We start from the raw sequence: 24190 nt of genomic DNA on the forward strand, positions 1-24190 counted from the left end.
TGCTGGTCAAACAGGAGGTTCCCATGAGAGGAACACGCATCAACTTCTACAACCTGGCCTGGCGTTGGCACTTCTATGCGGGGCTGTTCGTGGCCCCGTTCATGATCCTGCTGGCGATCACCGGGATCATCTACCTGTTCAAGCCGCAACTCGACCCGCTGCTGTACCGCGAGCTGATGGTGGTCGAAGCCGGCCACCACCGGCAGGGCGCAGACACGCTGCTGGCAGAGGTGCGCAAGGCGTACCCCAAGGGCCACGTTGGCCAGTACCTGCCGCCGCTGAACGCCGAACGCAGCGCGCAATTCGTGGTGCATGACGCAGGGCGCGAACTGAACTTGTTCGTCGATCCCTACAGCGGCAAGGTCCTTGGCGAACAGGACGGCAAGCAGAACCTGCAGGCCATCGCTCGCGCCCTGCATGGCGAACTGATGGTTGGCACGGTCGGCGACCGCCTGGTGGAGCTTGCCGCAGGCTGGGGCATCGTGCTGGTGGTGTCGGGCCTGTACTTGTGGTGGCCACGCGGGCGCAATGGCGCTGGCGTGCTGTGGCCACGGCTGTCGGCAAGCGGCCGACTGTTCTGGCGCGACCTGCATGCGGTGACCGGTTTCTGGGGTTCGGCCTTGTTGCTGCTGATGCTGGTCAGCGGCATGACCTGGACCGGCCTGTGGGGCAAGCAGTACGCCGACTTGTGGAACCGCTTTCCGGCGGCCATGTGGAACGACGTGCCCAAGTCCGACCAGCAGGCGGGTGAACTGAACAGCGCGCACCGCCAGACCGTGCCCTGGGCGTTGGAGAACACGCCGATGCCGCAGTCCGGGGCACATGCCGAACATGCCGGGCATCATATGATGTCGAGCGCGCCGGCAGCGCCACAGATAAGCCTGCAGCAGGTCGAAGACATCGCTACCGCGCGCCAGGTGGAACCAGGCTACAGCATCACCTTGCCGACCACGGCCGATGGCGTGTTCACCATTGCCGTGTTCGCCGACGACCCACGCAACGATGCCACCCTGCATGTCGACCAGTACACCGGCAAGGTTCTCGCCGATGTGCGCTGGCAGGATTACAGCCCGGTCGCCCGCGCCACCGAGTTGGGCGTGATGCTGCATGAAGGCAAGATGTTCGGAGTGTTCAACCAGATCATCATCCTGCTGGTGTGCCTGATGATCTTGCTGGGTTCGGTGAGCGGGCTGGTGATGTGGTGGAAGCGCAGGCCGGCCGGCGGGCTGGGTGTGCCGCCGCTGCGCCATGACCTGCCGCGCTGGAAGGCGGCGGTGGGGGTAATGCTGGTGCTGGGGTTGATGTTCCCGCTGGTGGGGGTGTCGATGGTGGTGATGTGGCTGGTGGATAGCCTGGTGGTCAGGCGCGGCCGGGTGCTGGCCAGCGCTTGAGCCTTGCTTCGTCAGTGCCGGCCCTTTCGCGGGTAAACCCGCTCCCACAGTTTTTGCGCCAAGCCTGAGGGCAGAGCGGTCCCTGTGGGAGCGGGTTCACCCGCGAAGAGGCCGGCACAGGCAAACACTGCTACCCAAAAGTCGAGTCGATCTGTCGCGCCCCAACCTGGAACGCGCGTGTTAGCCTACCCGGCTACCTCTGACAAGACGACCGACCTTCCAAGGGAATGCAGCCTATGACGCAAACCTCACCCACAGCCCCAGATGAACAGCATCTGCAACGTAACCTGACCAACCGCCACATCCAGCTGATCGCCATCGGCGGCGCAATCGGTACCGGCCTGTTCATGGGCTCGGGCAAGACCATCAGCCTGGCCGGGCCGTCGATCATCTTCGTCTACATGATCATCGGCTTCATGCTGTTCTTCGTCATGCGCGCCATGGGCGAACTGCTGCTGTCGAACCTCAACTACAAGTCGTTCATCGATTTTTCCGCCGACCTGCTCGGCCCCTGGGCGGGTTACTTCACCGGCTGGACCTACTGGTTCTGCTGGGTGGTCACCGGCATCGCCGACGTGGTCGCCATCGCAGCATACACGCAGTTCTGGTTCCCCGAACTGCCACAGTGGATACCGGCGCTGACCTGCGTAGGGTTGCTGCTGTCACTGAACCTGGTGACGGTGAAGATGTTCGGTGAAATGGAGTTCTGGTTCGCCCTGATCAAGATCGTCGCCATCCTGGGCCTGGTCGCGACCGGTCTGTACATGGTCATCAGCGGCTTCACCTCGCCCAGCGGGCGCACCGCGCAACTGGCCAACCTGTGGAATGACGGCGGCATGTTCCCCAATGGCCTGATGGGCTTCTTCGCCGGCTTCCAGATCGCCGTGTTCGCCTTCGTCGGCATCGAACTGGTGGGCACCACCGCCGCCGAAGCGAAGAACCCGGAACGCACCCTGCCACGGGCGATCAACTCGATCCCGGTGCGGATCATCGTGTTCTACGTACTGGCGCTGATCGCGATCATGGCCGTGACCCCATGGCGCGACGTGGTGCCGGGCAAGAGCCCGTTCGTGGAGCTGTTCGTGCTGGCCGGCCTGCCGGCGGCAGCGAGCATCATCAACTTCGTGGTGCTGACTTCGGCGGCCTCGTCGGCCAACAGCGGCGTGTTCTCCACCAGCCGCATGCTCTACGGCCTGAGCCAGGAGGGTGACGCACCCAAGGCGTTCGAGAAGCTGTCGAGCCGCTCGGTGCCGGCCAACGGCCTGTACTTCTCCTGCACCTGCCTGCTGCTGGGCGCAGTGCTGATCTACCTGGTGCCGAACGTGGTCGAGGCATTCACCCTGGTCACCACCGTTTCGGCGGTGCTGTTCATGTTCGTCTGGACGCTGATACTGCTGTCGTACCTGAAGTACCGCAAACACCGCGCGGCGCTGCACCAGGCCTCGAAGTACAAGATGCCGGGCGGGCGCTTCATGTGCTACGTGTGCCTGGTGTTCTTTGCCTTCATCCTGGTGTTGCTGAGCCTGGAGGACGATACCCGCGCAGCGTTGATGGTGACGCCGATCTGGTTTGTGCTGCTGGCGGTGACCTACCAGGGGGTGCGCAGCAAGCGTCATCCGCGCACGGCTGTGCGCAACGGCTGATGGCCTCGGGGGCTGCTTTGCAGCCCCAATCCTGTGCACACAAATCCATCAGGCACCAACCTGGATCCAGCCAACGCCCCAACACCTCGCACAACCCCTCTATTGCGCACCTTTCGCCGTTAGGCACACCCCTTGCAACACCCCTCCCCGCTTGCCCAACACATAAAAACTCAGCGGAGAGAGCACATGAAGCGTCGCAGTCTGATCAAGGCCCTTACCCTCAGCGCATCGATTGCCGCAATGGGCCTGAGCTGGAGCATCCAGGCCGCCGAGACCATCAAGGTCGGCATCCTGCATTCGCTGTCGGGGACCATGGCCATTTCCGAGACTTCGCTCAAGGACATGGCACTGATGACTATCGATGAGATCAACGCCAAGGGCGGTGTGAACGGCAAGCTGCTCGAACCGGTGGTGGTCGATCCGGCCTCCAACTGGCCGCTCTTCGCCGAAAAGAGCCGCCAGCTGCTGACCCAGGACAAGGTCGCGGTGGTATTCGGCTGCTGGACTTCGGTGTCGCGCAAGTCGGTGCTGCCGGTGTTCGAAGAGCTCAACGGCCTGCTGTTCTACCCGGTTCAGTACGAGGGTGAAGAAATGTCGCCGAACGTGTTCTACACCGGCGCCGCCCCCAACCAGCAGGCCATCCCGGCCGTGGAGTACCTGATGAGCGAGGACGGCGGCAGCGCCAAGCGCTTCTTCCTGCTGGGCACCGACTATGTCTACCCGCGCACCACCAACAAGATCCTGCGCGCCTTCCTGCACAGCAAGGGCGTGGCTGACAAGGACATCGAAGAGGTATACACACCGTTCGGCCACAGCGACTACCAGACCATCGTCGCCAACATCAAGAAGTTCTCTGCCGGTGGCAAGACCGCGGTCATCTCCACAGTCAATGGCGACTCCAACGTGCCGTTCTACAAGGAGCTGGCCAACCAGGGCCTGAGGGCCACCGATGTGCCGGTGGTGGCGTTCTCGGTGGGCGAAGAAGAGCTGCGCGGCATCGACACCAAGCCGTTGGTGGGGCACCTGGCGGCGTGGAACTACTTCGAGTCGGTGGATAACCCGGTCAACCAGAAATTCGTCGCCGACTGGAAGGCGTACGCCAAGGCCAAGGGCCTGCCGGGCGCCGACAAGGCGGTGACCAACGACCCGATGGAGGCCACCTACGTGGGCATCCACATGTGGGCCCAGGCCGCCGAGAAGGCGAAGTCTACCGACGTCGACAAGGTTCGCGAGGCACTGGCCGGGCAGAGCTTCGAAGCGCCGTCGGGCTTTACCCTGACCATGGACAAGACCAACCACCACCTGCACAAGCCGGTAATGATCGGCGAGATCCAGGATGACGGGCAGTTCAGCGTGGTGTGGGAAACCGAGCAACCGCTGCGGGCACAGCCTTGGAGCCCGTTCATTCCGGGTAATGACAAACGCCCGGACTATGCAGTGAAAGGCAACTGAGTGCACTGGGGCTGCCTTGCAGCCCATTCGCGGGCACGCCCGCGAAGAATCCACCGCCGATTTCCAGGATTGCTCGCATGCTCAGACTGCTGCTGACCCTGCTCCTGCTCTTGCCCCTGGCAACCCAGGCCAGCGAGGGCGAATTCTTCCTCACCGCCAAGCCCGCCGAGCAAGCCCGACTACTCGAAGGCTGGGCGGCACAACCCGATGCGGCACGCCTGCCGCTGCTGGACAACCTGCGCCAAGGCCGCATCGCCGCCGATGACACGCGCAAGGTGCGCCTGAACAACCGTCTGCGCGGCCTGATCGACAACGCCCTGGCCAGCCACCAGTTGCTCAGCGACAACAGCGACATCCGCCTGGCCGCTGCCCAACAACTACAGAAAAGCGCGCAACCGGCGCAAATGGCCTTCCTCGACCGGCGCTTCGCCAGCGAATCGGATGCCGCCGTGCACGCCGCCCTCGGCCTGGCCCTGGCCAACCTGCAACTGGGCGCCAGCGAGCCGGCCGTGCGCCTGGCTGCAGTGCGCCTGCTCGGCGAAACCGGCGACCCGCTGGCCCGCACCCGCCTCGAAGCCCTGCTGCAGCCCGGCGCAGAAAGCGATCCGGGCGTGCGTACCGCCGCCGAAACCAGCCTGGCCCAGGTCAAGCGCAAACTGCTGGTCGGCGAACTGCTCGGCCAGGCCTTCAGCGGCTTGTCGCTGGGGTCGATCCTGCTGCTGGCGGCCCTTGGCCTGGCCATCACCTTCGGCCTGCTCGGGGTGATCAACATGGCCCACGGTGAAATGCTGATGCTCGGCGCCTACAGCACCTACATGGTCCAGGTACTGCTGCAGCGTTACGCCCCCGGCGCCATAGAGTTCTACCCGTTGATCGCCCTGCCCGTGGCCTTCACCGTCAGTGCCGGGGTCGGCATGGCACTGGAGCGCACGGTGATCCGCCACCTGTACGGCCGTCCGCTGGAAACCTTGCTGGCGACCTGGGGCATCAGCCTGATCCTGATCCAGGCCATCCGCTTGCTGTTCGGCGCGCAGAACGTCGAAGTCAGCAACCCCGCCTGGCTGTCGGGGGGCATCCAGCTGCTGCCCAACCTGGTGCTGCCTTACAACCGTCTGGTGATCATTGGCTTCGCCCTGGCCGTGGTACTGCTCACCTGGCTGCTGCTCAACCGCACACGGCTGGGCCTGAACGTGCGCGCGGTCACCCAGAACCGCAACATGGCCGCCTGCTGCGGCGTGTCCACCGGGCGCGTCGACATGCTCGCCTTCGGCCTCGGCTCGGGCATCGCCGGGCTCGGCGGCGTGGCCCTGAGCCAGGTCGGCAACGTCGGCCCGGACCTCGGCCAGAGCTACATCATCGACTCGTTCCTGGTGGTGGTGCTCGGCGGCGTCGGCCAGCTGGCCGGCAGCCTGTGGGCCGCGTTCGGCCTTGGCATCGCCAACAAGTTGCTGGAGCCGCAGATCGGCGCCGTGCTCGGCAAGATCCTCATCCTTGCGTTGATCATTCTGTTCATCCAGAAACGCCCGCAAGGCCTGTTTGCCCTCAAGGGACGGGTAATCGACTGATGAACCAGCCACTGCTTGTCACCGCTACGCAAAAGGCCGGGCCACACCTGACCCTGGCTATCGGCGCCATCGCCGTCCTGCTGCTGGTGGCCCTGCCGCTGCTGTCGCTGCTGCCGGCGGACCACGCCCTGCAAGTATCGGCCTACACCCTGACCCTGGTCGGCAAGATTCTCTGCTACGCCATCGTCGCCCTGGCCCTGGACCTGGTCTGGGGATACGCCGGGCTGCTGTCGCTGGGCCACGGGCTGTTCTTCGCCCTGGGTGGCTACGCCATGGGCATGTACCTGATGCGCCAGGCTGCCGGTGACGGCCTGCCGGGGTTCATGACCTTCCTGTCGTGGAGCGAACTGCCGTGGTACTGGGCCGGCACCCAGCATTTCGCCTGGGCCCTGTGCCTGGTGGTGCTGGCGCCCGGGCTGCTGGCGCTGGTGTTCGGCTGGTTCGCCTTCCGCTCGCGGATCAAGGGCGTGTACTTCTCGATCATGACCCAGGCTCTGACCTTCGCTGGCATGCTGCTGTTCTTCCGCAACGAAACCGGTTTTGGCGGCAACAACGGCTTCACCAGCTTCCGCACCATCCTTGGCTTCGACATTGCCGCCCAAGGCACCCGCGCGGTGCTGTTCCTGCTCACCGTCGGCCTGCTGCTGGCCAGCCTGTACCTGTGCAGATGCCTTACCCGCAGCAAGTTCGGCCGTTTGCTCACCGCCGTGCGCGACGCCGAGAACCGCCTGATGTTCTGTGGTTACGACCCGCGCGGCTTCAAGTTGCTGGTATGGGTGCTCAGCGCTGTACTGTGCGGCCTGGCAGGTGCGCTGTACGTGCCGCAGGTGGGCATCATCAACCCTGGCGAGATGTCGCCGACCAACTCCATCGAAGCCGCCGTGTGGGTGGCCCTGGGCGGGCGCGGCACGCTGATCGGCCCGCTGCTCGGCGCCGGCCTGGTCAATGGCATGAAAAGCTGGTTCACCGTGGCCTTCCCGGAGTTCTGGCTGTTCTTCCTAGGCGCGTTGTTCATCCTCGTCACCCTGTACCTGCCCAAGGGGGTGGTCGGCCTGTTGAAGAAAAGGAGCCAACCATGAGAGGCGTGCCCCCGGTACACCCGGAATTCATGCTCGAACCGGTGTTCGACAACCTCGGCGCCGGCCGCGACGCCATCGGCCTGGGCCAAAGCCGCAAGGCCGGCCTCGATACCCGCCACGGCACGGTACTGAGCCTGGAAGACATCAGTGTCAGCTTCGATGGCTTCAAGGCGCTGAACGCGCTGAACCTTTACATCGGCGTGGGCGAGTTGCGTTGCATCATCGGTCCCAACGGTGCCGGCAAGACCACGATGATGGATGTGATCACCGGCAAGACCCGGCCCGACAGCGGTACGGCCTGGTTCGGTGACACTCTCGACCTGACCCGCATGAACGAATACCAGATCGCCCAGGCTGGCATAGGCCGCAAGTTCCAGAAGCCCACGGTGTTCGAGGCGCTGACGGTGTTCGAAAACCTTGAGCTGGCGCTGAAGACCGACAAGTCGGTGTGGGCCAGCCTGGCAGCGCGCCTTGGCGGTGAGCAGCGCCAGCGTATCGAGGAAGTGCTGGGCACCTTGCGCCTGTTGCCGCTGGCCCAACGCCAGGCGGGTTTGCTGTCGCATGGGCAGAAGCAGTTTCTGGAGATCGGCATGCTGCTGGTGCAGGAGCCGCAATTGCTGTTGCTGGACGAGCCGGTGGCGGGCATGACCGATGCCGAGACCGAGTTCACCGCCGAGCTGTTCAAGGGGCTGGCTGGCAAGCATTCACTGATGGTGGTGGAGCATGACATGGGTTTTGTCGGCAGCATTGCCGACCATGTGACCGTGCTGCACCAGGGCAGCGTGCTGGCGGAAGGCTCGCTGGAGCAGGTGCAGGCGGATGAGCGGGTGGTCGAGGTCTATCTGGGCCGGTGACCGACATTTGAATTTTTGAAGCCTGTACCGGCCTCTTCGCGGGCTTGCCCGCTCCCACAGGAAACCCTCGGTTGTCGAGCCTTGTGTAGTACCTGTGGGAGCGGGCGAGCCCGCGAAAGGGCCGGCACAGGCACTGCATCAATTTCAGGAACACACACATGCTCAAGATCGACACCCTGCACCAGTACTACGGCGGCAGCCACATCCTCCGGGGCCTGTCCTTCGAAGCCAAAGTCGGCGAAGTCACCTGCCTGCTGGGCCGCAACGGCGTGGGCAAGACCACCCTGCTGCGCTGCCTGATGGGCCTGGTCCCGGCGCGCGACGGCAACATCGAATGGGAGGGCAAGCCGATCACAAGCCTCAAGCCCCAGCAACGGGTCCACGCCGGCATCGCCTACGTACCCCAGGGTCGTGAGATTTTCCCGCGCCTCACTGTCGAGGAAAACCTGCTGATGGGGCTTTCACGCTTCCCCGCCCGTGAAGCTCGGGAGGTGCCGGCCTCCATCTACGAACTGTTCCCTGTGCTGGAACAGATGAAACAACGCCGTGGCGGTGACTTGTCCGGCGGCCAGCAGCAACAGCTGGCCATCGGCCGCGCACTGGCCAGCCGCCCGCGCCTGCTGATCCTCGACGAGCCCACCGAGGGTATCCAGCCTTCGGTGATCAAGGAGATCGGCGCAGTCATCCGTCGCCTGGCCGAGCGCGGCGACATGGCAATCCTGCTGGTGGAACAGTTCTACGACTTCGCCGAGGAGCTGGCCGACCAGTACCTGGTGATGGCCCGTGGCGAGATCATCCAGCGGGGCCGTGGCGAAAACATGCAAGCCGAGGGTGTGCGTGGGCTGGTAACCATTTAATCTGCGTGCAACGACCCTGCGAGACGCTGTCATGAGTCATGAAATCCGCGACGCCCTGCCTGACGATGTGCCGGGCATCCTCGACATCTACAACGACGCGGTGCGCAACACCACGGCGATCTGGAACGAAACCCCGGTGGACCTGGCTAACCGCCTGGCCTGGTTCGATGCAAGGGCACAGCAGGGCTACCCGATCCTGGTGGCGGTGGATGGGAGCGGTGTGCTGGGCTATGCATCGTTTGGCGACTGGCGGCCGTTCGAGGGCTTTCGCAACACCGTGGAACATTCGGTGTATATCCGTGGCGATCAGCGCGGCAGGGGATTGGGCCCGGTGCTGATGGCGGCACTGGTCGAGCGGGCGCGCGCGTGTGGCAAGCATGTGATGGTGGCGGCCATCGAGAGCGGCAATGCAGCGTCGGTGCGCCTGCATGAGCGGCTGGGCTTCGTGGTGACCGGGCAGATGCCGCAGGTGGGGGTGAAGTTTGGCCGGTGGCTGGATCTGACCTTCATGCAGCTGGTGTTGGATCCGGGAGCGGAGCCAAGCTAGGTTTTGTGTGAAATTCTTCGCGGGCTTGCCCGCTCCCACAGGGATCGCACATTTCCCCAGACCTGTGCAGTACCTGTGGGAGCGGGCAAGCCCGCGAATAGGCCGGGCCTGCAAACCTCACATCTGGATAAACCTGCCCAACCGCTGTCTCAGCATGCTGTTCTCACTGCGCAACTGCTGCACTTCCTGCAACAGCTCCAGCGCCAGCGCCACCCCTTCCCACTCCAGTTCCAGCTCCTGATGCAGCTTCGCCGCGCGTTTGGCCAGCAACGGCGCCTGATCGTCGAACAACCAGTCCTCCGGCGTTCGCCCGGAAGGTTCGACAATGCCGTGCTCGACGATTTCGATCACGCAGTCAGCCGTGATATCGGCCTCCTGACACAGGGTACGCATGTCCAGTTGAACGATCAGGGTGCTGCTCATGATCACTTACTCCATTGTGTCCTCGGGTTGAACGCAGCCTTCTCGGAAAGCTGGGTCCACAGTTCGCGGGCAGACTCGTCGGATGCGGGTGGCATGACCACTTTCAGTTGCGCGTAAAGGTTGCCGCGCTCGCCACGCTTGTTGGCCAGGCCCTTGCCCGGTACGCGCAGGCGCTGGCCACTCTGGCTGTCGGGGCGGATGGTGAGGTTGATCTTGCCGTCCAGGGTCGGCACGGCCACCTTGGCGCCCAGTGCGGCCTCCCACGGTGCCAGCGGCACGGTGATGATCAGGTCATGACCTTCGACATCGAACAGCGGGTGCGGTGCCATGCGAATGGTCAGGAACAGGTCGCCATTGGCCCCGCCACCACTGCCCGGCGCGCCCTGGCCCTTGAGGCGGATGCGCTCGCCGTCGGTCACCCCGGCCGGGATCTTCACGTTCAAGGTCTTTGTAGTGAAGCCGGTGCGCTGGCCCATGGCATTGGTCTGTGGCACCTGGAAGCTGATCTGCTTGGACTCCTTGCTCAGGGTCTCTTCAAGGAATACCGCCAGTTCTAGCTCCACGTCCTGCCCCCGCCTGCCGGCGCTGCGTTGCTGCTGCCGGGCACCACCGAACGGGTTGCCACCGCGGCTACCAAAGATCGAGCTGAAGAAGTCGGAAAAATCACCGCCTTCGAAGCCACCGCCACCGCCGCGGCTTTCCCAACCCGGAGGTGCCTGGAACGGCCGGCCATGTTGGCCGCCGTACTTGCGGATTTCGTCGAACTCGGCACGTTTCTGCGCGTCGCCCAGCACTTCGTAGGCCTCGTTGGCCTCCTTGAATTTTTCCTCGGCGTCGCGCTCCTTGCTGACGTCGGGGTGATACTTGCGCGCCAGCTTGCGGTACGCGGCCTTGATTGCCTTGTCGTCCGCCGTGGGCTCTACGCCGAGTATCTTGTAATAGTCTTTGAAGTCCATCTATGGATCACCAATGTGAATGTGCGTGTTGCAATAGAAGATAGGGCTCAAGCATAGCCTTTCAAGACCGCCTTGGGTTTGCGCCATGGCAGACGACCGGTCTTGATTCTGTAGCCAACTGGCATACACTGCGCGGCCGTTTTGCCTCCGGAAGCTCATTTCCCATGTCTGACGTATCCCCGGCCCGCGCCCTGGGCATCGACTTTGGCACCTCAAATTCCACGGTCGGCTGGCACCGCCCCGGCGTGGAGTCGCTGATTGCCCTGGAAGACGGCAAGATCACCTTGCCCTCGGTGGTGTTCTTCAACATCGAGGAGCGTCGCCCGGTATATGGCCGCCTGGCGCTGCACGAGTACCTGGAAGGCTACGAAGGCCGCCTGATGCGCTCGCTGAAAAGTCTGCTGGGTTCAAAGCTGATCAAGCACGACACCAGCGTGCTGGGCAGCGCCCTGCCGTTCAAGGACCTGTTGGGCATGTTCATCGGCGAGCTGAAAAAGCGTGCCGAAGCGGCTGCCGGACGTGAGTTCGAGCAAGTGGTGCTGGGCCGCCCGGTGTTCTTCGTCGACGAAGACCCGGCCGCCGACCAGGAGGCCGAGGACACTCTGGCCGAAGTGGCGCGCAAGATCGGCTTCAAGGATGTGTCGTTCCAGTACGAGCCGATTGCCGCAGCCTTCGACTACGAGTCGAGCATCAGCGGCGAAGAACTGGTGCTGATCGTCGACATCGGCGGTGGTACCTCGGACTTCACCCTGATCCGTCTGTCACCCGAGCGCCATCTGGTCGCCGAGCGCCAGAGCGACATCCTCGCCACCGGCGGCGTGCACATTGGCGGTACCGACTTCGACAAGCAACTGAGCCTGCAGGGCGTGATGCCACTGTTCGGCTACGGCAGCCGCATGAAGAGCGGCGCGCTGATGCCGACCAGCTATCACCTGAACCTCGCCACCTGGCACACCATCAACGCCCTGTACTCGCAGAAGTCGCAGCTGGCGCTGGGCAGCATGCGCTATGACATCGAGGACACGCTGGGCATCGACCGCCTGTTCAAGCTGATCGAAGAGCGTGCCGGGCACTGGCTGGCGATGGAAGTGGAGGCCAGCAAGATCGAGCTGACCGAGCAGCAGAGCCGCCATGTGGACCTCGGCCGCATCGAGCCTGAGTTGACTGCAGAACTGACCCGCGTGCTGTTCGAAGAGGCAATCGAAGGCCTGCTGGAGCGCGTGCGCGGTAGCGTGAGCGAACTGCTGGCCAAGGCTGGCGTCAGCGAAACGCAAGTCGACACGGTGTTCTTCACCGGCGGCTCCAGCGGGATTCCGGCACTGCGCAACAGCGTGGCGGCGATGCTGCCGAATGCGCGGCATGTGGAAGGCAACATCTTTGGCAGCATTGGCAGCGGGCTGGCCATCGAGGCGCGCAAGCGGTACGGCGTGGCCTGAGCCACGCTCTTCAGCCTGTGCCGGCCCCTTCGCGGGCTTGCCCGCTCCCACAGGGACCGCACCTCAACCTGTGGGAGCGGGCAAGCCCGCGAAGGGGCCGGCAAAGGCTATTGAAGAATCAGACCAGTTCGGCCCGCTTCAGCTCACTCTTCAGGTAGGCATAGTAGATCGGCCCCGCCACCACCCCAGGCAACCCGAACGCCGCCTCGAACACCAGCATCGCCAGCAGCAGTTCCCACGACTTGGCACTGATCTGCCCACCCACGATCCGCGCGTTGAGGAAATACTCGACCTTGTGGATGACGATCAGGTAACCCAGCGCCGCCGCCGCCACCCAGATCGACAGCGACAGGCCGACGATGGTGATCAGGGTATTCGACATCAGGTTGCCGATCACCGGCAGCAGGCCCAAAAGGAAGGTCAGCACGATCAGCGTCTTGGTCAGCGGCAGGTGCACGTCGAACATCGGCAGCACCACGGCCAGGAAGATGCCGGTGAACGTAGTGTTGAGCAGCGAGATCTTGATCTGCGCGAAGACGATGTTGCGAAACGCCTGCACCAACAGGCTCAGGCGCTCGAACAGCGCCGCCGCCAGTGGCTTGCGCCGGGAGATGTCGGGGATGCGCTGCAAGGCGACGATGGCGCCGAGGATCATGCCGATCAGCAGGGTGACGAACATGTGTGCCATGCCCTTGCCCACCAGCTGCAGGTCGCTCAGGTGGCTCTTGATCCAGTCACCAATGGCCACCTTGAACTCCGCCGCACTGGCCGGCAGGTAGCCTTCGATGAACGGCGGCAGCTGGCCACGGGCACGCTCCACCAGGGCCATGAACTTGTCCAGCGAGGCCCCGGGGTTTTCCGCCTCGTGCAGCAGGAAGCTGAAGGCACCGGCAAACAGCAGGGTCAGGGTGCTGACCACCAGCGTGCCGAGCAGCGCCACCGCCAACCAGCGGGCGCGCTGCCCGGCGAGCAGCGGCTGCAGCCGCGGCGTGAGCATGTTGACCAGCTCGAACACCAGCAAGCCGGCCAGCAGGCTCGGCAGCAATTTCAGGGGCAGCGCCAGCAACAGGCCGGCAAACACGATGATCCAGCTGGCCAGGGTGACCTGGCGGGGGGTGAAGGTCATACAGCCTCAACGGCAGACAACGGGAAAGACCCGCAGTCTGCCAGCCTTACGTCTGCAGGCATAGGCGCAGGTCATTTCTTCTTCAGGCAGTCGCTCATGAACGCTTTGCGCTCGTCCCCCTTCAGGGCCTTGGTGGTGGCGTCGGCGTTGCAGGTTTTCATCTTTTCTTGCTGGGTTTGCGGCACGTCCTTCTTCAGGCAGGTGCTCATGAAGGCTTTGCGCTCATCGCCCTTGAGGGCCTTGGCGGTGGCGTCGGCGTTGCAGGTTTTCATCTTTTCCTGCTGCGCGGTATTGGCGGCGAAGCCTTGGGCGCTGAACAACACCGCCAGTACCAGGAAGGGGATTTGCAGCACTTTCATGGAGTAGTCTCCTTGGCTCCGCGCCCGATGCACGGGGGTCGAGCTGAGTGTAGCCAAGAATTCTCAACGCCCTGCCCGTGCCTGGCGACGGTATTGCTCGGGCGTGCATCGGGCCTGGCGCTGGAACATGGCGATGAACGCCGAGGCGCTGCTGTAGCCCAGGTCGAAGGCGATGGCCTGGATCGGCTGGCCGGATTCCAGTGCTTCGATGGCGCGCAGAAAACGCAGGCGCAGGCGCCATTCGCCAAAACTGATGCCCAGTTCGCGCAGGAACTGGCGGGCCAGGGTGCGCTCGCTGACGTGCACGCGGGCGGCCCAGTCGGCTAGCGGGCGGTTGTCGCCCGGCTCGGCATCGAGGGCATCGAGCACCTGGCGCAAGCCTTCGCTGTGGGCAAACGGCAGGTAACAGGCCTGGCTGGGCGCCAGTAGCAGCTGGTCAAGCAGTACCTGCACCAGGCGCTGGTCGCGGTCGCCCTCGGCCACCCGCAGGTCGCGCCGGGCGAAGTCGGCGAGGATGGCCTTGAGGATGTCGCTGATCATCAGGCTGCATGGTTGCTGAGGCAGTGCGGCGCACAGGCTGCGGTCCAGGTAGACCGAACGGTAGACGATGGCCTGTGGGTTGTAGCAGCCATGCTCGGTGTCGGGCGGCACCCACACGGCGTATTGCGGTGGTGACAGGAAGTGCTGGCCGGCGACCTCCAGGTGCATCACGCCGTGGGCGGTGTAGTTGAGCTGGCCCCAGGTGTGGCTATGCAGGGCGCTGCGTGTATCGGCACCGAACTCGTCGTGGCGGAAGTACACCGGGGCCGGGAGTTGGGTGAACCGGGGAATGTCGAGGTAATTGCGCGGCATGCTGTCTGCTTTGCGGGGCGGGTTGTCTGGATAGAAGTATAGGCTTGTGAACAGACAATCGATAATACAGGCCTATCGAGGGCCTGCTCCGCAGGCCTTCGCGGGCTTGCCCGCTCCCACAGGATCCACGCCAGCTTTCAGGCCTGTGATATCCCTGTGGGAGCGGGCAAGCCCGCGAAGGGCTGCAAAGCAGCCCCAATCCAAGCCCCAACGAGTAAACCGCTTCATGAACTACCTGTTCCCCCTGACCGCCATCCTGATATGGGCCGGCAACACCGTGGTCACCAAGATGTCCGCCGGTGCCATCCACCCTGCCGAGATCGGCTTCTACCGCTGGCTGCTGGCCGCGCTGCTGTTCACCCCGTTCCTGCTGCCCGCCGTGTGGCGCAATCGGGCGGCCATTCGCCCGCACCTGGGCAAGGTTTGCGTGCTGGGCGTGCTGGGCATGGCGCTGTACCAGAGCCTGGCCTACTTCGCCGCCGGCATCACCAGCGCCACCAACATGGGCATCATCCTCTCGCTGATGCCACTGATGTCCCTGGCGCTGTCCATCGCCTGGCTGGGTCAGCGCCTGAGCTACGGCGCTCTGCTGGGCGCACTGGTGTCATTTCTCGGCGTGCTTGAAGTGGTCAGTGCCGGCCACCCCGCCAGCCTGCTGCAACAAGGCCTGAACAGCGGGGACCTGCTGATGCTCGTGGCCACACTGGCCTACGCGCTGTACAGCTTCCTGCTGAAGAAATGGCAGCTGCGCCTGCCGCCGATGCAGCTGCTGTACCTGCAGGTGCTGGTAGCCATCGTCGTGCTGTTGCCGCTGTTCCTGCTGTCGGACAAGACCGGGCTGAACAGCCGCAACATCGGCCTGGTGCTGTACGCCTGCGTGCTGGCCTCGATGATCGCGCCCCTGGTGTGGATGCAGGCTGTGCAACGCCTGGGGCCCAGCCGCACCACGCTGTTTTTCAACCTGCTGCCGCTGGTCACGGCGCTGATCGCCGCCGTGGTGCTCGACGAGCAGCTTGCCCGCTATCACCTGGTCGGTGGCCTGCTGACCCTGGCGGGCGTGGTGCTGGCCGAGCGCTGGACCACACCGATCCGTCGCTAGAGCCCTGCCGCCTTCAGCCGCGCGGCATGTTCGGTGAACAGCCGCACCGGTTCGGCCCCCTTGCCCAGCGCACCAAGCGACTGGTTGACGATATCCAGGTGGTCGAGCGGGTAATCGTCGCCGATCACCTGCCCCAGGTGCGAACTGAAGCGCCCGACCATACCGTCGCAATGGCCCTTTTCCTTGACGAAACTGCGCGCGAACAGGCGGCAAAAATAGCTGCTGCCGTCGAACCGGTTGCGCCCCTGGTCGGTCAGGCCGGGCTGCAAGATGCCGGACCAGGAGTAATAGCGCACGCCATCGACCTCATAGGCCCCTTCCCCGCCCCAGGTGCCTGGCAGCCCCTGTGGATAAGCCTGGTTGAACAGCGCCACCCCGGCGCTGGTCAACGACTGGTGCGAGGCGTGTACATCCACTGGCAGCGGGTCGCGGCGCCAGCCGGTTTCCAGCCACACCAGCAGCACGGCCAAGCCATGCAGCACAGCCTTCAGGATGCGCCCCTGCGGGGAATCGCCCGGTGCCGTGCGCGCCAGGTAGTCGGCCAGTTCCGAACCCTGGTTGGGCCCCGCCACCGACGTGACCGAGGCCACCCGCCCGGGCCGCCTGGCGGCTGCGTAGCGCGCGCTCAGGGCGCCCTGGCTGTGGCCGATGAGGTTGACCTTTTCCGCACCGGTACGCTGGCAGATGTCTTCGATGATCGCCAGCAACTGCTCGCCGCGCACCTCGCTGGAATGCAGTGGCGAAACCTGCACCGGGAACACCTGCGCCCCGCCCTTGCGCAGGGCCGGCACGATGCCGAACCAGTAGGGGTAGAGCACCAGGCGGACAAAACCGAGCATGCCCGGTACCAGCACCAACGGGTATCGCGTGGCCAAATCCTGCTGCATTGCCCCAGCCCCTTTCCGTGGACGACCGGCCAACACTACAGCGGCCTTGATGACCATCGCAATCGAACTCCCGGCACGCGCTGCGGTTCCAAACCACACAGACCCTTTGCAAGGAGCGGGACCATGTACAAGCAGACCCTGGCAATCCTTCTGGCAAGCGCTACCCTCGCCGCCTGCGGCAGCCGCCCGGAAAACCCGGTGGACTACGTCACCTACCGCGACGAGCCGCTGGTCAAGCAGGTGGAAAAAGGCATGACCATGCAGAAGGTCATTGCCATTGGTGGCAGCCCGTCCAACGTCATCGATCTCCCTCATGGCGGCACCTGCAACGACTACATCCTCAACCACGACGGCCACCAGCAGCCTTACTACGTGCGCTTCGACGCCACCGGCCATGTGGACGCGAAGGGCTTCAAGACGTGCAAACAACGCGAAGAAGACAGCGACGCCGTCAACGGCGCCTAAGCCTTCCAGGCCATATCCATGACCACCCTGATGTTCCAGGAGATGAACATGAATGCGACTGAACTGACCGATGTGCAAACCCTGCGCGAACGTGCCCGCCAGCATGTCGAGAACGGGGCCGTGACCGAGGGTTACCAGGCTGATCGCGAGCAAATCATCAGCTTGCTCAACGAAGCCCTGGCCACTGAACTGGTTTGCACATTGCGCTACAAACGCCACTACTTCATGGCCAGCGGCATCAAGGCCAGCGTGGCTGCCGATGAGTTCCTCGAGCATGCCAACCAGGAAGCCGAACACGCCGACAAGCTTGCCGAACGGATCGTGCAGTTAGGTGGCGAACCGGATTTCAACCCGGATAACCTGAGCCAGAGGTCTCATGCCCAATATGTGGCCGGCACTTCATTGAAGGAAATGGTGCTGGAGGACCTGGTGGCGGAGCGGATCGCTATCGATAGCTATCGCGAGATCATTCGGTACATTGGGGATAAAGATCCGACTACGCGGCGGATTTTTGAAGACATCCTCGCGCAGGAAGAAGAGCACGCGGACGATATGTCCGACCTGTTGCAAGGCTTGTAATTGCTGGGGGCGCTTCGCGCCCCATCGCGACACAAGGCCGCTCCTACAGAGGCATCGCGTCTCGGCAGATTTGCGCGATTCCCTGTAGGAGCGGCCTTGTGTCGCGATGGGCTGCAAAGCAGCCCCCTGCTATTTCCGCCCTTTCACCGCAGCCGGCGCCTTGCCCGCCTTCATCTGCTGCAGCAGCGGTGTGCACTGGTTCGGATCATCTCCGCTGCTAGGCGCAATCAGCGCCAGCAACCCCGCCGCCGGCCCGGCCACCACGCCCAACGCCACCATCCCGGCTCCGCGCAACGCCAGCGGCACCGCCTGCACCCCGGCGCTGGGCTTGGCGAACGGCCCGCGCACATACAACGGCGAGCGCAGCGAGAACAGCCGCAAGCCTTTCGATTCCGGGGTAATTTTCAGGTCCAGCTGCTCAGTGGCGAAATTGGCCGTGCCGTTGATGTAGATGATCGCGTTCTCGGTATCGAAGATGAACAGCCGCGTGGTCGCCAGACCATCCTTGATGCCCACGTCAGCCGCCGCGCAATTGATCTTCACATCCTCATCGCCAAACAGCTTGCCGACCACATAGTTGCCCACGTTCAGCCCGGCAATCTCCATCAGGCTACGGCTGATGGCGCCATCGTTGATCAGCATGCGCAGGTCGCCATTGGCCGTGCCCAGCAAGGCGGCCACCGAGTTGCCCCGGCCGGTGATATCGGCATCGCCGTTCAACTCACCGAAGCTGGTCTGCATCGGCGCGAAGGAGGGGAACAACTGCTTGAGCTTGAAGCCCCTCGCCGTCAGCCGGGCACGCCCCTGCAACGGTACGTTGCGGCCGTCCAGGCGGATCCTGGACGCCAGGTTGCCGCCAGCCACGCCAAAACGCAGGGGCTCCAGGCGCAGCAGGCCGTCTTCCATAATCACGTGGGCCGAAAGGTCGTTGAACGGCAGTTGCGCGCTATGCACGATGCGCTTGCCGGCGAAAGTGACGTCGGCGTCCATCGCGCGCCAGCGCTCGGTGCGGAACTCTTCCACCGGCAACACCTTGCCCGCCGGCTGTTTGCTGGCACCACCGCGGGCCTTCTGCTCGGCGTTCGAGTCGGCGCCGATCAGCGGCGCGAGGTCCTTGAACAGCAACTGGTTGGACACCAGGTTGCCGGACAGCCTGGGCCGTGGCTGGCTGGCCACGAAGGCCAGGTCGCCGTGGATATCGCTGTCACCGATCTTGCCGTTGAAACCCTGGTAGTTGAAGGTCGCCCCTTGCGCCGCGTGCAGGTTGGCGCTGAGGTGACCGTCGGTGGAATAGGCCGGGGTGTCGGGCAAGGTTACGCCGGTCAACGGGTAGAGGTTGCCCAGGCTGGCGCCGGACAGGCGCAGGCGCAGGTCGAGGGCGCCGAGGTTGCGCGGGTCGGTCAGGGTGCCGGCGAGCACCACATGGGTGTCGCCGATGCGCACGTCAGCCTGCAGCGGGAATGGCTGGCTGGCGTCCTGCAGGGCCAGCAGGCCGCCGATCTTGCCGGTGCCGGACACCGGCTGGCCTTTGTAGCGGCCCTGGGCCTTGAGCCCGAAGGCATAATCCTGCGCGGCACCAGCCTTCTCGGCGCTGGCCTTGCCGACTATGTCACTGAAGGGTATCGGCTTGCCCAGCGGGTCGATCTGCACCTCCATGCTGGTTTTCAGGGTCTGGTCATCGAAGCTGACATTGCCCTGGTCGAAGCCGATGGCGCCAATATCCAGCTGCCATCTGGAAGGCTCTGCATTTTCGTCCTTGGGGCCGAAGTCGAAGGCCCAGTTGGCGCGGCCATCGGCCAGGCGGGTGAGGCTGGCCGTGGGCTTGGTCAGGTCGATGCGCGGGATGCTGATCTGCTGGAACAGCAACGGCAACGGCGCCAGGCGGAACGCCACGCGTTCCAGGCCGACCATTTTCGGCTCCTTGAGCCAATCGGGGTTGCCCAGGGTCAGGTCCTCGGCAATGAAGTGCGGCCAGGGCACCCAGCCACGCCAGCCCCCTTCTTCAGGTTCGGTGCGCCAGTTCACGGCGAGGTTCCCATTGATCGCGAAGGGCCGCTGCAGGGCCTCGGAGACTTTCTCGTTGAGCAGGGGCTTGACGCGGTTCCAGTCGAAGGTGGCGATCACCACCGCCAGGATCGCCAGCAGGGTCAGCAGGCTGGTGAAGGTCCAGACGAGGATTCTGGCGGGACGCGTCATTGCGTGATTCTCCTTGCGGTATGGCACAGAACAGGCGCAGCGGTGGCACTCACTATCTCGGACTGATGAAAACCCGGGGGGTTTTATCGGCGGGGCCATGATAGCGAAGTTTTCCTGGCCTTTTGCTCAGCAATGCGTCGCGCCAGGTTGCGTCTGTTACCCGGGAAGCAGGACTGACAAAATGCCATCATTGAGCATGGAAGGTGCTTTCCAGAGCGTCTAAAGCCTCTATCAATACGGTCGATTGTTACCATTACCCGTATGAACTTCTCTCTGGCGTTACGCGGCGTAGCATTTGCTCCGTACCCACTTTCCAGCCCCCGAGAGGAGCACCGAAATCATGAAACGCCATCTGCTGACCCTGACCCTGTCCATCCTGGCTGCCAACGCTTTTGCCCTGCCAGCTGACGAGCAACACCTGACCGCCGAATCGCGTTCCAGCGCTGCGGAAATCGCCCAGCCGCTGAAAACCGTTGCCGAAGGCGGTTCCGATCGCCTGATCGAACGTAGTGGCCGCGTTGCCGAAGGTGGCTCCGATCGCCTGATCGAACGCTCTGGCCGCGTTGCCGAAGGTGGATCCGATCGCCTGATCGAACGCACTGGCCGCGTTGCCGAAGGTGGCTCCGATCGCCTGATCGAACGCACTGGCCGCGTTGCCGAAGGTGGCTCCGATCGCCTGATCGAACGTACTGGCCGCGTTGCCGAAGGTGGCTCCGATCGCCTGATCGAACGCACTGGCCGCGTTGCCGAAGGTGGCTCCGATCGCCTGATCGAACGTACTGGCCGGGTCGCCGAAGGTGGCTCCGATCGCCTGGTTGAACTCAGCCGTGTGAGCTGATCACCATGGCCGAAAACAACAACCTCTGTCGCAACACTTGCTCCCCTCCGAGCCCGGTCCATTGACCGGGCTTTGTTTTTTTAACTAGAGTGCCCAGCCTTACCGCCATAGAAGCCCGCACCATGCTGCCGCGCGCCGAACAGAAGCTACAGACCCGCCAGGCCCTGCTCGATGCAGCCTGCCAGCTCATGGAGAGTGGCCGTGGTTTCGGCAGTATCAGCCTGCGCGAAGTGGCAAAAACGGCCGGCATCGTGCCCACCGGCTTTTACCGGCATTTTTCCGACATGGACGCCCTGGGCCTGGCCTTGGTTGCCGAGGTCGACGCTACCTTCCGCCAGACGATCCGCCTGGTGCGCCACAACGAATTCGAACTGGGCGGTATCACCGACGCCTCGGTGCGCATCTTCCTCGACGTGGTCGCCGCCCACCGCGCGCAGTTCCTGTTTCTCGCCCGTGAGCAATACGGCGGTTCGCAGGCCGTACGCCAGGCTATTGCCCGCCTGCGCCAGGACATCAGCGACGACCTGGCCACCGACCTGGCGCGGATGAAGCGCTGGCAGCACCTGGACAGCGCCGCGCTGGCGGTGATGGCCGACCTGGTGGTGAAGACCGTATTCGCCACCCTGCCCGAGCTTATCGACAGCCCCGAGGCGGGTTATCCACAGGCGCTGACACCGCAGGAAAAGATCACCCAGCAGTTGCGCTTCATCTTCGTGGGGGCGCGGCATTGGCAAGGGCTCGGCAATCCGGGCTGATCGATCGCCTGTACTGGCCTCTTCGCGGGCACGCCCGCTCCCACAGGTACCCCACATTGCTCAAGCCTGTGGGAGCGGGCGTGCCCGCGAAGAGGCCGGCACAGGCTACCCACAACCCCAGTTCTGCTACCATGGCGCCCTGCCCGACAGCGACGAGCGCCGAAATGTCCGACCCCCGCCCCACCCTGCCCGAACTGGCCCGCTTCAACCAGCACTTCGCCGAACGCATCGTGCCGTTGTGGCAAGGCCCGGGCTGGAACGCCGACATGGCCCTGCCCTACGAGGCCCTGGACGCCCAGCACCAGCCATTGCCGGTGCAGCGCTACCGGGCCATGGCCTGCGCGCGTCAGCTGTATCTGTTCAGCAGCCGCATCGGCCAACCCGGCGCAGCCGAGCGTGCGGCCGCCTTGTTCCGCTCGCTGCAGAAGCACTTCCATGACGCCGAGCACGGCGGCTGGTTCTACAGCATCGACGCCCAGGGCAAGCCGCTGGACCGGCGCAAGGACCTGTACACCCACGCCTTCATCGTTTTCGCCTGTGCCCACTACTGGGGCAAGGTGCGTGAAAGCCTGGTGGAGTCCACGCTGAACGCTGCGCTGGACATCATCGACCAGCAGTTCGCCCGCGACGATGGCCTGTACGAAGCCAGCCTCGCAGAGGACTGGGCCGACCTGGGTAGCGGCCCACTGCAAAACCCGCAGATGCACCTGGCCGAAGCCTTCCTGCAAGTACTGGCAGTACGTGACGATGAGCACGCCCGGCAATCGCTGCTGCAACTGTGCGAGGCGCTGCAGGCGCACTTCATCGAACCGGAATACGGCCTGATGCTGGAAAAGCCACGTGGCACTGTGGATAACTGGTTCGAGCCGGGGCACCAGTTCGAATGGTTCTACCTGCTGCATACCTCGCCATTGCTGCGTGACACGCCGCTGCATGCGTCCATCGACCGGGCGTTCGGCTACGCCGAACAGTACGGGGTGAAGGATGGCGCCGTGCTGTCGATGCTGGAGGTGGATGGCCAGGTGCTGGATGCCACCCAGCGGATCTGGGCGCAGGCGGAATACTTGCGGGCACTGGTACTGCGTGCAGGTGGAGAAGCGAAGCTCGCTGGCCAGTTGCAGGCGCTGCAGGCGCGGTTCCTGCGTGAGGCGGGCTGGTATGAGTGCCGCGACGGCGAAGGCAGTGTCAGCCGGCATGACATGCCATCGACTACGCCCTACCACCTGGCGACTTGCCTGGAAGGTTTGCAGCGCCTGAGCTGACGCATTCGCGGGCACGCCCGCTCCCACAGGTACTTTGCCGCCCTCAAGGGCGGCGCTATCCCTGTGGGAGCGGGCATGCCCGCGAAGAGGCCCTCGGATCAGCCCTTGACCGACCGGTCGATCGAGAACCCGGCCCAGTCCTGGCTCACCGGCATCAGCTCGAGGCTGTTGATGTTGATATGTGCCGGCTGGTTGAGGATCCAGAAGATGGTCTCGGCAATGTCCTGAGGCTGGATCGGCTCCGCACCCGCATAGGTGGCATCGTATTTCGCCTGGTCACCGCCGAAGCGCACCAGCGAGAACTCGCTTTCGCACAGGCCCGGCTCGATGTTGCTCACCCGCACGCCGGTTCCACGCAGGTCGCAGCGCAGGCTCAGCGAGAACTGCCCGACGAAGGCCTTGGTGCCGCCGTATACGTTGCTGCCCGGGTACGGGTAGTTGCCCGCCACGGACCCTACGTTAAGGATCGACGCCCCACGGCCGTGGGCGATCAGCCGTGGCAGCAGCAGGCGGGTGGTGTACATCAGGCCCTTGATGTTGGTGTCGACCATGGTTTCCCAGTCGTCCAGGCTGCAGTTCTGCGCCGCGTCCACACCCAGCGCCAGGCCGGCGTTGTTGACCAGGCCACGCAGCTTGTCGAAGCCGGCCGGCAGATTGGCGATGGCCTGCTCCATGGCCTTGCGGTCACGCACGTCGAGCACCAGGCCGTGTACTTCGGTCTTGGCCGACAGTTCGGCGCACAGAGCGTCCAGGCGCTCCTTGCGGCGGCCAGTGAGCACCAGCTTCCAGCCCGCTTCGGCGAAGCGGCGGGCAGTGGCCTCACCGAAACCGGAAGTCGCGCCAGTGATGAATACGGTGGACGTCATGCTCTGTTCCTCACGGTGGGTTGTCATCGGCAGTTTTGCAGCATGCCCGCGCTGGGCGCTGGCAGCAACCCGTCGAGGGCCCTGTTCATTTTTTGATCATATGCGGCAAAGCCTTGCAGCAGAGGCCTCGCCGCCAGCTATGCGCACGTTATCCACAAGGCTTTCCCCATAGATTGGGGGCAATTTGTCCACGGCGCGGAACCCTTTCAGCGTGTCATGGTCGGTGGATATCTTTTCGGTGCTGGCGCAAGGCTTTCAGGTATGCCGCCTGCAGCGGTCTGTCCAAGGTTTTTTCACAGAGTTATCCACAGGATCTTCGTTGCTCTGCGCATGCATGCAGAGCTTTGAAAAGCTTGGGAAAATCATCCATGAGGGCGATGTGATCAAAAAATGATCATAGCTCTGCAAGGCTTGGTATCAAAGGGCTTGAGGGATATGCCACCATGTTTTCCACAGGCGGTTCCACATTATCCGTGGAAAAGACTTGGCCTGTGGAAACAAGAGCTTGGGATGGGGTGATGATGTGTACAGGGACAGGTATCCAGGAAGTTGTCCACATCGAGAATGGGGCTGCTTTGCCGCCCATCGCGACACAAGGCCGCTCCTTGTATGTTGTGTCTGGCCTAGCGGGAGAGGTTATTCTCGTCGGGCTGAAGAAGCACTTCCGGGGAGGCCGATCGCTCCTGAAGGCAGGTATTGCCCC

Annotated in this window: 23 protein-coding genes; 15 read left to right on the plus strand and 8 right to left on the minus strand. The window is 63.9% G+C overall.

The features are described from left to right. Positions 1–23: 23 nt before the first annotated feature. From CAF70_RS23690 to CAF70_RS23725, 8 genes are all read left to right on the plus strand, one after another. Positions 24–1391, plus strand: a complete 1368-nt coding sequence (locus tag CAF70_RS23690) for a PepSY domain-containing protein (RefSeq protein ID WP_085625793.1) — start codon at positions 24–26, stop codon at positions 1389–1391. A gap of 236 nt (positions 1392–1627) precedes the next feature. Further along, a complete protein-coding gene (gene cycA / locus CAF70_RS23695) occupies positions 1628–3034 on the plus strand; it encodes a D-serine/D-alanine/glycine transporter (protein ID WP_085625794.1) in 1407 nt (468 codons plus the stop codon). 186 nt (positions 3035–3220) lie between these two features. Further along, entirely contained in the window at positions 3221–4486 is a 1266-nt protein-coding gene (gene urtA / locus CAF70_RS23700) for an urea ABC transporter substrate-binding protein (protein WP_085625795.1), read from the plus strand. Between the two features lie 77 nt (positions 4487–4563). Continuing rightward, complete coding sequence (gene urtB, locus CAF70_RS23705) at positions 4564–6051, plus strand: urea ABC transporter permease subunit UrtB (protein WP_085625796.1); 1488 nt, start codon at positions 4564–4566, stop codon at positions 6049–6051. Continuing rightward, complete coding sequence (urtC, locus tag CAF70_RS23710; protein ID WP_085625797.1) at positions 6051–7130, plus strand: urea ABC transporter permease subunit UrtC; 1080 nt, start codon at positions 6051–6053, stop codon at positions 7128–7130. The genes urtB and urtC overlap by 1 nt, the downstream gene beginning before the upstream one ends. Beyond that, positions 7127–7984 (plus strand): urea ABC transporter ATP-binding protein UrtD, encoded by an 858-nt coding sequence (urtD, locus tag CAF70_RS23715; RefSeq protein ID WP_178076425.1) that lies wholly within the window; start codon positions 7127–7129, stop codon positions 7982–7984. The genes urtC and urtD overlap by 4 nt, the downstream gene beginning before the upstream one ends. A 158-nt stretch (positions 7985–8142) precedes the next feature. After that, positions 8143–8841 carry an urea ABC transporter ATP-binding subunit UrtE gene (urtE, locus tag CAF70_RS23720; protein WP_085625798.1) on the plus strand — a complete coding sequence of 233 codons (699 nt, stop codon included), beginning with the start codon at positions 8143–8145 and terminating at the stop codon, positions 8839–8841. Between the two features lie 31 nt (positions 8842–8872). Beyond that, the gene (locus CAF70_RS23725; protein ID WP_085625799.1) at positions 8873–9388 is read left to right on the plus strand and encodes a GNAT family N-acetyltransferase; all 516 of its coding nucleotides are present in this window, start codon (positions 8873–8875) and stop codon (positions 9386–9388) included. A 117-nt stretch (positions 9389–9505) separates the two neighbouring features. On the opposite strand, the gene CAF70_RS23730 is transcribed toward CAF70_RS23725, so the two are convergent. Then, on the minus strand, positions 9506–9811 hold the full coding sequence (locus CAF70_RS23730; protein ID WP_063911891.1) for a chaperone modulator CbpM: 306 nt from the start codon (positions 9809–9811) through the stop codon (positions 9506–9508). A 2-nt stretch (positions 9812–9813) separates the two neighbouring features. Further along, on the minus strand, positions 9814–10767 hold the full coding sequence (gene cbpA, locus CAF70_RS23735; protein WP_085625800.1) for a curved DNA-binding protein: 954 nt from the start codon (positions 10765–10767) through the stop codon (positions 9814–9816). A 164-nt stretch (positions 10768–10931) separates the two neighbouring features. Here cbpA and CAF70_RS23740 point away from each other — a divergent pair, with 164 nt between their 5' ends. Then, a complete protein-coding gene (locus CAF70_RS23740) occupies positions 10932–12203 on the plus strand; it encodes an Hsp70 family protein (RefSeq protein WP_085625801.1) in 1272 nt (423 codons plus the stop codon). 118 nt (positions 12204–12321) lie between these two features. On the opposite strand, the gene CAF70_RS23745 is transcribed toward CAF70_RS23740, so the two are convergent. The 3 genes from CAF70_RS23745 to CAF70_RS23755 form a co-directional block, all read right to left on the minus strand. Next, positions 12322–13329, minus strand: a complete 1008-nt coding sequence (locus CAF70_RS23745) for an AI-2E family transporter (RefSeq protein WP_063911893.1) — start codon at positions 13327–13329, stop codon at positions 12322–12324. 71 nt (positions 13330–13400) lie between these two features. Continuing rightward, positions 13401–13688, minus strand: coding sequence for a PsiF family protein (locus tag CAF70_RS23750; protein ID WP_085625802.1), 288 nt, complete (start codon positions 13686–13688; stop codon positions 13401–13403). Positions 13689–13751: 63 nt separating this feature from the next. Then, positions 13752–14540: a helix-turn-helix domain-containing protein gene (locus CAF70_RS23755; RefSeq protein ID WP_085625803.1), complete on the minus strand. Its 789-nt coding sequence runs from the start codon at positions 14538–14540 to the stop codon at positions 13752–13754. A 226-nt stretch (positions 14541–14766) separates the two neighbouring features. On the opposite strand from CAF70_RS23755, the gene CAF70_RS23760 reads away from it, so the two are divergent. Continuing rightward, positions 14767–15639: a DMT family transporter gene (locus CAF70_RS23760; protein WP_085625804.1), complete on the plus strand. Its 873-nt coding sequence runs from the start codon at positions 14767–14769 to the stop codon at positions 15637–15639. Here the strand turns inward: CAF70_RS23760 and CAF70_RS23765 are convergent. Next, entirely contained in the window at positions 15636–16526 is an 891-nt protein-coding gene (locus CAF70_RS23765; RefSeq protein WP_085625805.1) for a triacylglycerol lipase, read from the minus strand. The two genes, CAF70_RS23760 and CAF70_RS23765, sit on opposite strands and share 4 nt — an antisense overlap. A gap of 123 nt (positions 16527–16649) precedes the next feature. Between CAF70_RS23765 and osmE the strand changes: the two genes are divergently transcribed. Then, the gene (gene osmE / locus CAF70_RS23770) at positions 16650–16991 is read left to right on the plus strand and encodes an osmotically-inducible lipoprotein OsmE (protein ID WP_085625806.1); all 342 of its coding nucleotides are present in this window, start codon (positions 16650–16652) and stop codon (positions 16989–16991) included. Between the two features lie 48 nt (positions 16992–17039). Then, a complete protein-coding gene (locus CAF70_RS23775) occupies positions 17040–17570 on the plus strand; it encodes a bacterioferritin (protein ID WP_085625818.1) in 531 nt (176 codons plus the stop codon). A gap of 129 nt (positions 17571–17699) precedes the next feature. Here the strand turns inward: CAF70_RS23775 and CAF70_RS23780 are convergent, their stop codons facing one another. Beyond that, positions 17700–19766, minus strand: coding sequence for an AsmA family protein (locus CAF70_RS23780; RefSeq protein ID WP_085625807.1), 2067 nt, complete (start codon positions 19764–19766; stop codon positions 17700–17702). Between the two features lie 340 nt (positions 19767–20106). Between CAF70_RS23780 and CAF70_RS23785 the strand changes: the two genes are divergently transcribed. From CAF70_RS23785 to CAF70_RS23795, 3 genes are all read left to right on the plus strand, one after another. After that, entirely contained in the window at positions 20107–20604 is a 498-nt protein-coding gene (locus CAF70_RS23785) for a phage infection protein (RefSeq protein ID WP_085625808.1), read from the plus strand. A gap of 122 nt (positions 20605–20726) precedes the next feature. Beyond that, positions 20727–21359: a TetR family transcriptional regulator gene (locus CAF70_RS23790; RefSeq protein ID WP_085625809.1), complete on the plus strand. Its 633-nt coding sequence runs from the start codon at positions 20727–20729 to the stop codon at positions 21357–21359. 164 nt (positions 21360–21523) lie between these two features. Next, positions 21524–22621 (plus strand): AGE family epimerase/isomerase, encoded by a 1098-nt coding sequence (locus CAF70_RS23795; protein WP_085625810.1) that lies wholly within the window; start codon positions 21524–21526, stop codon positions 22619–22621. 98 nt (positions 22622–22719) lie between these two features. Here the strand turns inward: CAF70_RS23795 and CAF70_RS23800 are convergent, their stop codons facing one another. After that, positions 22720–23487, minus strand: a complete 768-nt coding sequence (locus tag CAF70_RS23800; RefSeq protein ID WP_013974408.1) for an SDR family oxidoreductase — start codon at positions 23485–23487, stop codon at positions 22720–22722. Between the last annotated feature and the right edge of the window lie 703 nt (positions 23488–24190).

The sequence above is a fragment of the Pseudomonas sp. B19(2017) genome (genome assembly GCF_002113165.1).
Taxonomy (GTDB): domain Bacteria; phylum Pseudomonadota; class Gammaproteobacteria; order Pseudomonadales; family Pseudomonadaceae; genus Aquipseudomonas.

What these genes read in the sequence shown, in the direction of transcription:
- CAF70_RS23690 (WP_085625793.1), top strand. Translation starts at nt 24, where the DNA reads ATGAGAGGAACACGCATCAACTTCTACAACCTGGCCTGGCGTTGGCAC.
- cycA (WP_085625794.1), top strand. Translation starts at nt 1,628, where the DNA reads ATGACGCAAACCTCACCCACAGCCCCAGATGAACAGCATCTGCAACGT.
- urtA (WP_085625795.1), top strand. Translation starts at nt 3,221, where the DNA reads ATGAAGCGTCGCAGTCTGATCAAGGCCCTTACCCTCAGCGCATCGATT.
- urtB (WP_085625796.1), top strand. Translation starts at nt 4,564, where the DNA reads ATGCTCAGACTGCTGCTGACCCTGCTCCTGCTCTTGCCCCTGGCAACC.
- urtC (WP_085625797.1), top strand. Translation starts at nt 6,051, where the DNA reads ATGAACCAGCCACTGCTTGTCACCGCTACGCAAAAGGCCGGGCCACAC.
- urtD (WP_178076425.1), top strand. Translation starts at nt 7,127, where the DNA reads ATGAGAGGCGTGCCCCCGGTACACCCGGAATTCATGCTCGAACCGGTG.
- urtE (WP_085625798.1), top strand. Translation starts at nt 8,143, where the DNA reads ATGCTCAAGATCGACACCCTGCACCAGTACTACGGCGGCAGCCACATC.
- CAF70_RS23725 (WP_085625799.1), top strand. Translation starts at nt 8,873, where the DNA reads ATGAGTCATGAAATCCGCGACGCCCTGCCTGACGATGTGCCGGGCATC.
- CAF70_RS23730 (WP_063911891.1), bottom strand. Translation starts at nt 9,811, where the DNA reads ATGAGCAGCACCCTGATCGTTCAACTGGACATGCGTACCCTGTGTCAG.
- cbpA (WP_085625800.1), bottom strand. Translation starts at nt 10,767, where the DNA reads ATGGACTTCAAAGACTATTACAAGATACTCGGCGTAGAGCCCACGGCG.
- CAF70_RS23740 (WP_085625801.1), top strand. Translation starts at nt 10,932, where the DNA reads ATGTCTGACGTATCCCCGGCCCGCGCCCTGGGCATCGACTTTGGCACC.
- CAF70_RS23745 (WP_063911893.1), bottom strand. Translation starts at nt 13,329, where the DNA reads ATGACCTTCACCCCCCGCCAGGTCACCCTGGCCAGCTGGATCATCGTG.
- CAF70_RS23750 (WP_085625802.1), bottom strand. Translation starts at nt 13,688, where the DNA reads ATGAAAGTGCTGCAAATCCCCTTCCTGGTACTGGCGGTGTTGTTCAGC.
- CAF70_RS23755 (WP_085625803.1), bottom strand. Translation starts at nt 14,540, where the DNA reads ATGCCGCGCAATTACCTCGACATTCCCCGGTTCACCCAACTCCCGGCC.
- CAF70_RS23760 (WP_085625804.1), top strand. Translation starts at nt 14,767, where the DNA reads ATGAACTACCTGTTCCCCCTGACCGCCATCCTGATATGGGCCGGCAAC.
- CAF70_RS23765 (WP_085625805.1), bottom strand. Translation starts at nt 16,526, where the DNA reads ATGCAGCAGGATTTGGCCACGCGATACCCGTTGGTGCTGGTACCGGGC.
- osmE (WP_085625806.1), top strand. Translation starts at nt 16,650, where the DNA reads ATGTACAAGCAGACCCTGGCAATCCTTCTGGCAAGCGCTACCCTCGCC.
- CAF70_RS23775 (WP_085625818.1), top strand. Translation starts at nt 17,040, where the DNA reads ATGAATGCGACTGAACTGACCGATGTGCAAACCCTGCGCGAACGTGCC.
- CAF70_RS23780 (WP_085625807.1), bottom strand. Translation starts at nt 19,766, where the DNA reads ATGACGCGTCCCGCCAGAATCCTCGTCTGGACCTTCACCAGCCTGCTG.
- CAF70_RS23785 (WP_085625808.1), top strand. Translation starts at nt 20,107, where the DNA reads ATGAAACGCCATCTGCTGACCCTGACCCTGTCCATCCTGGCTGCCAAC.
- CAF70_RS23790 (WP_085625809.1), top strand. Translation starts at nt 20,727, where the DNA reads ATGCTGCCGCGCGCCGAACAGAAGCTACAGACCCGCCAGGCCCTGCTC.
- CAF70_RS23795 (WP_085625810.1), top strand. Translation starts at nt 21,524, where the DNA reads ATGTCCGACCCCCGCCCCACCCTGCCCGAACTGGCCCGCTTCAACCAG.
- CAF70_RS23800 (WP_013974408.1), bottom strand. Translation starts at nt 23,487, where the DNA reads ATGACGTCCACCGTATTCATCACTGGCGCGACTTCCGGTTTCGGTGAG.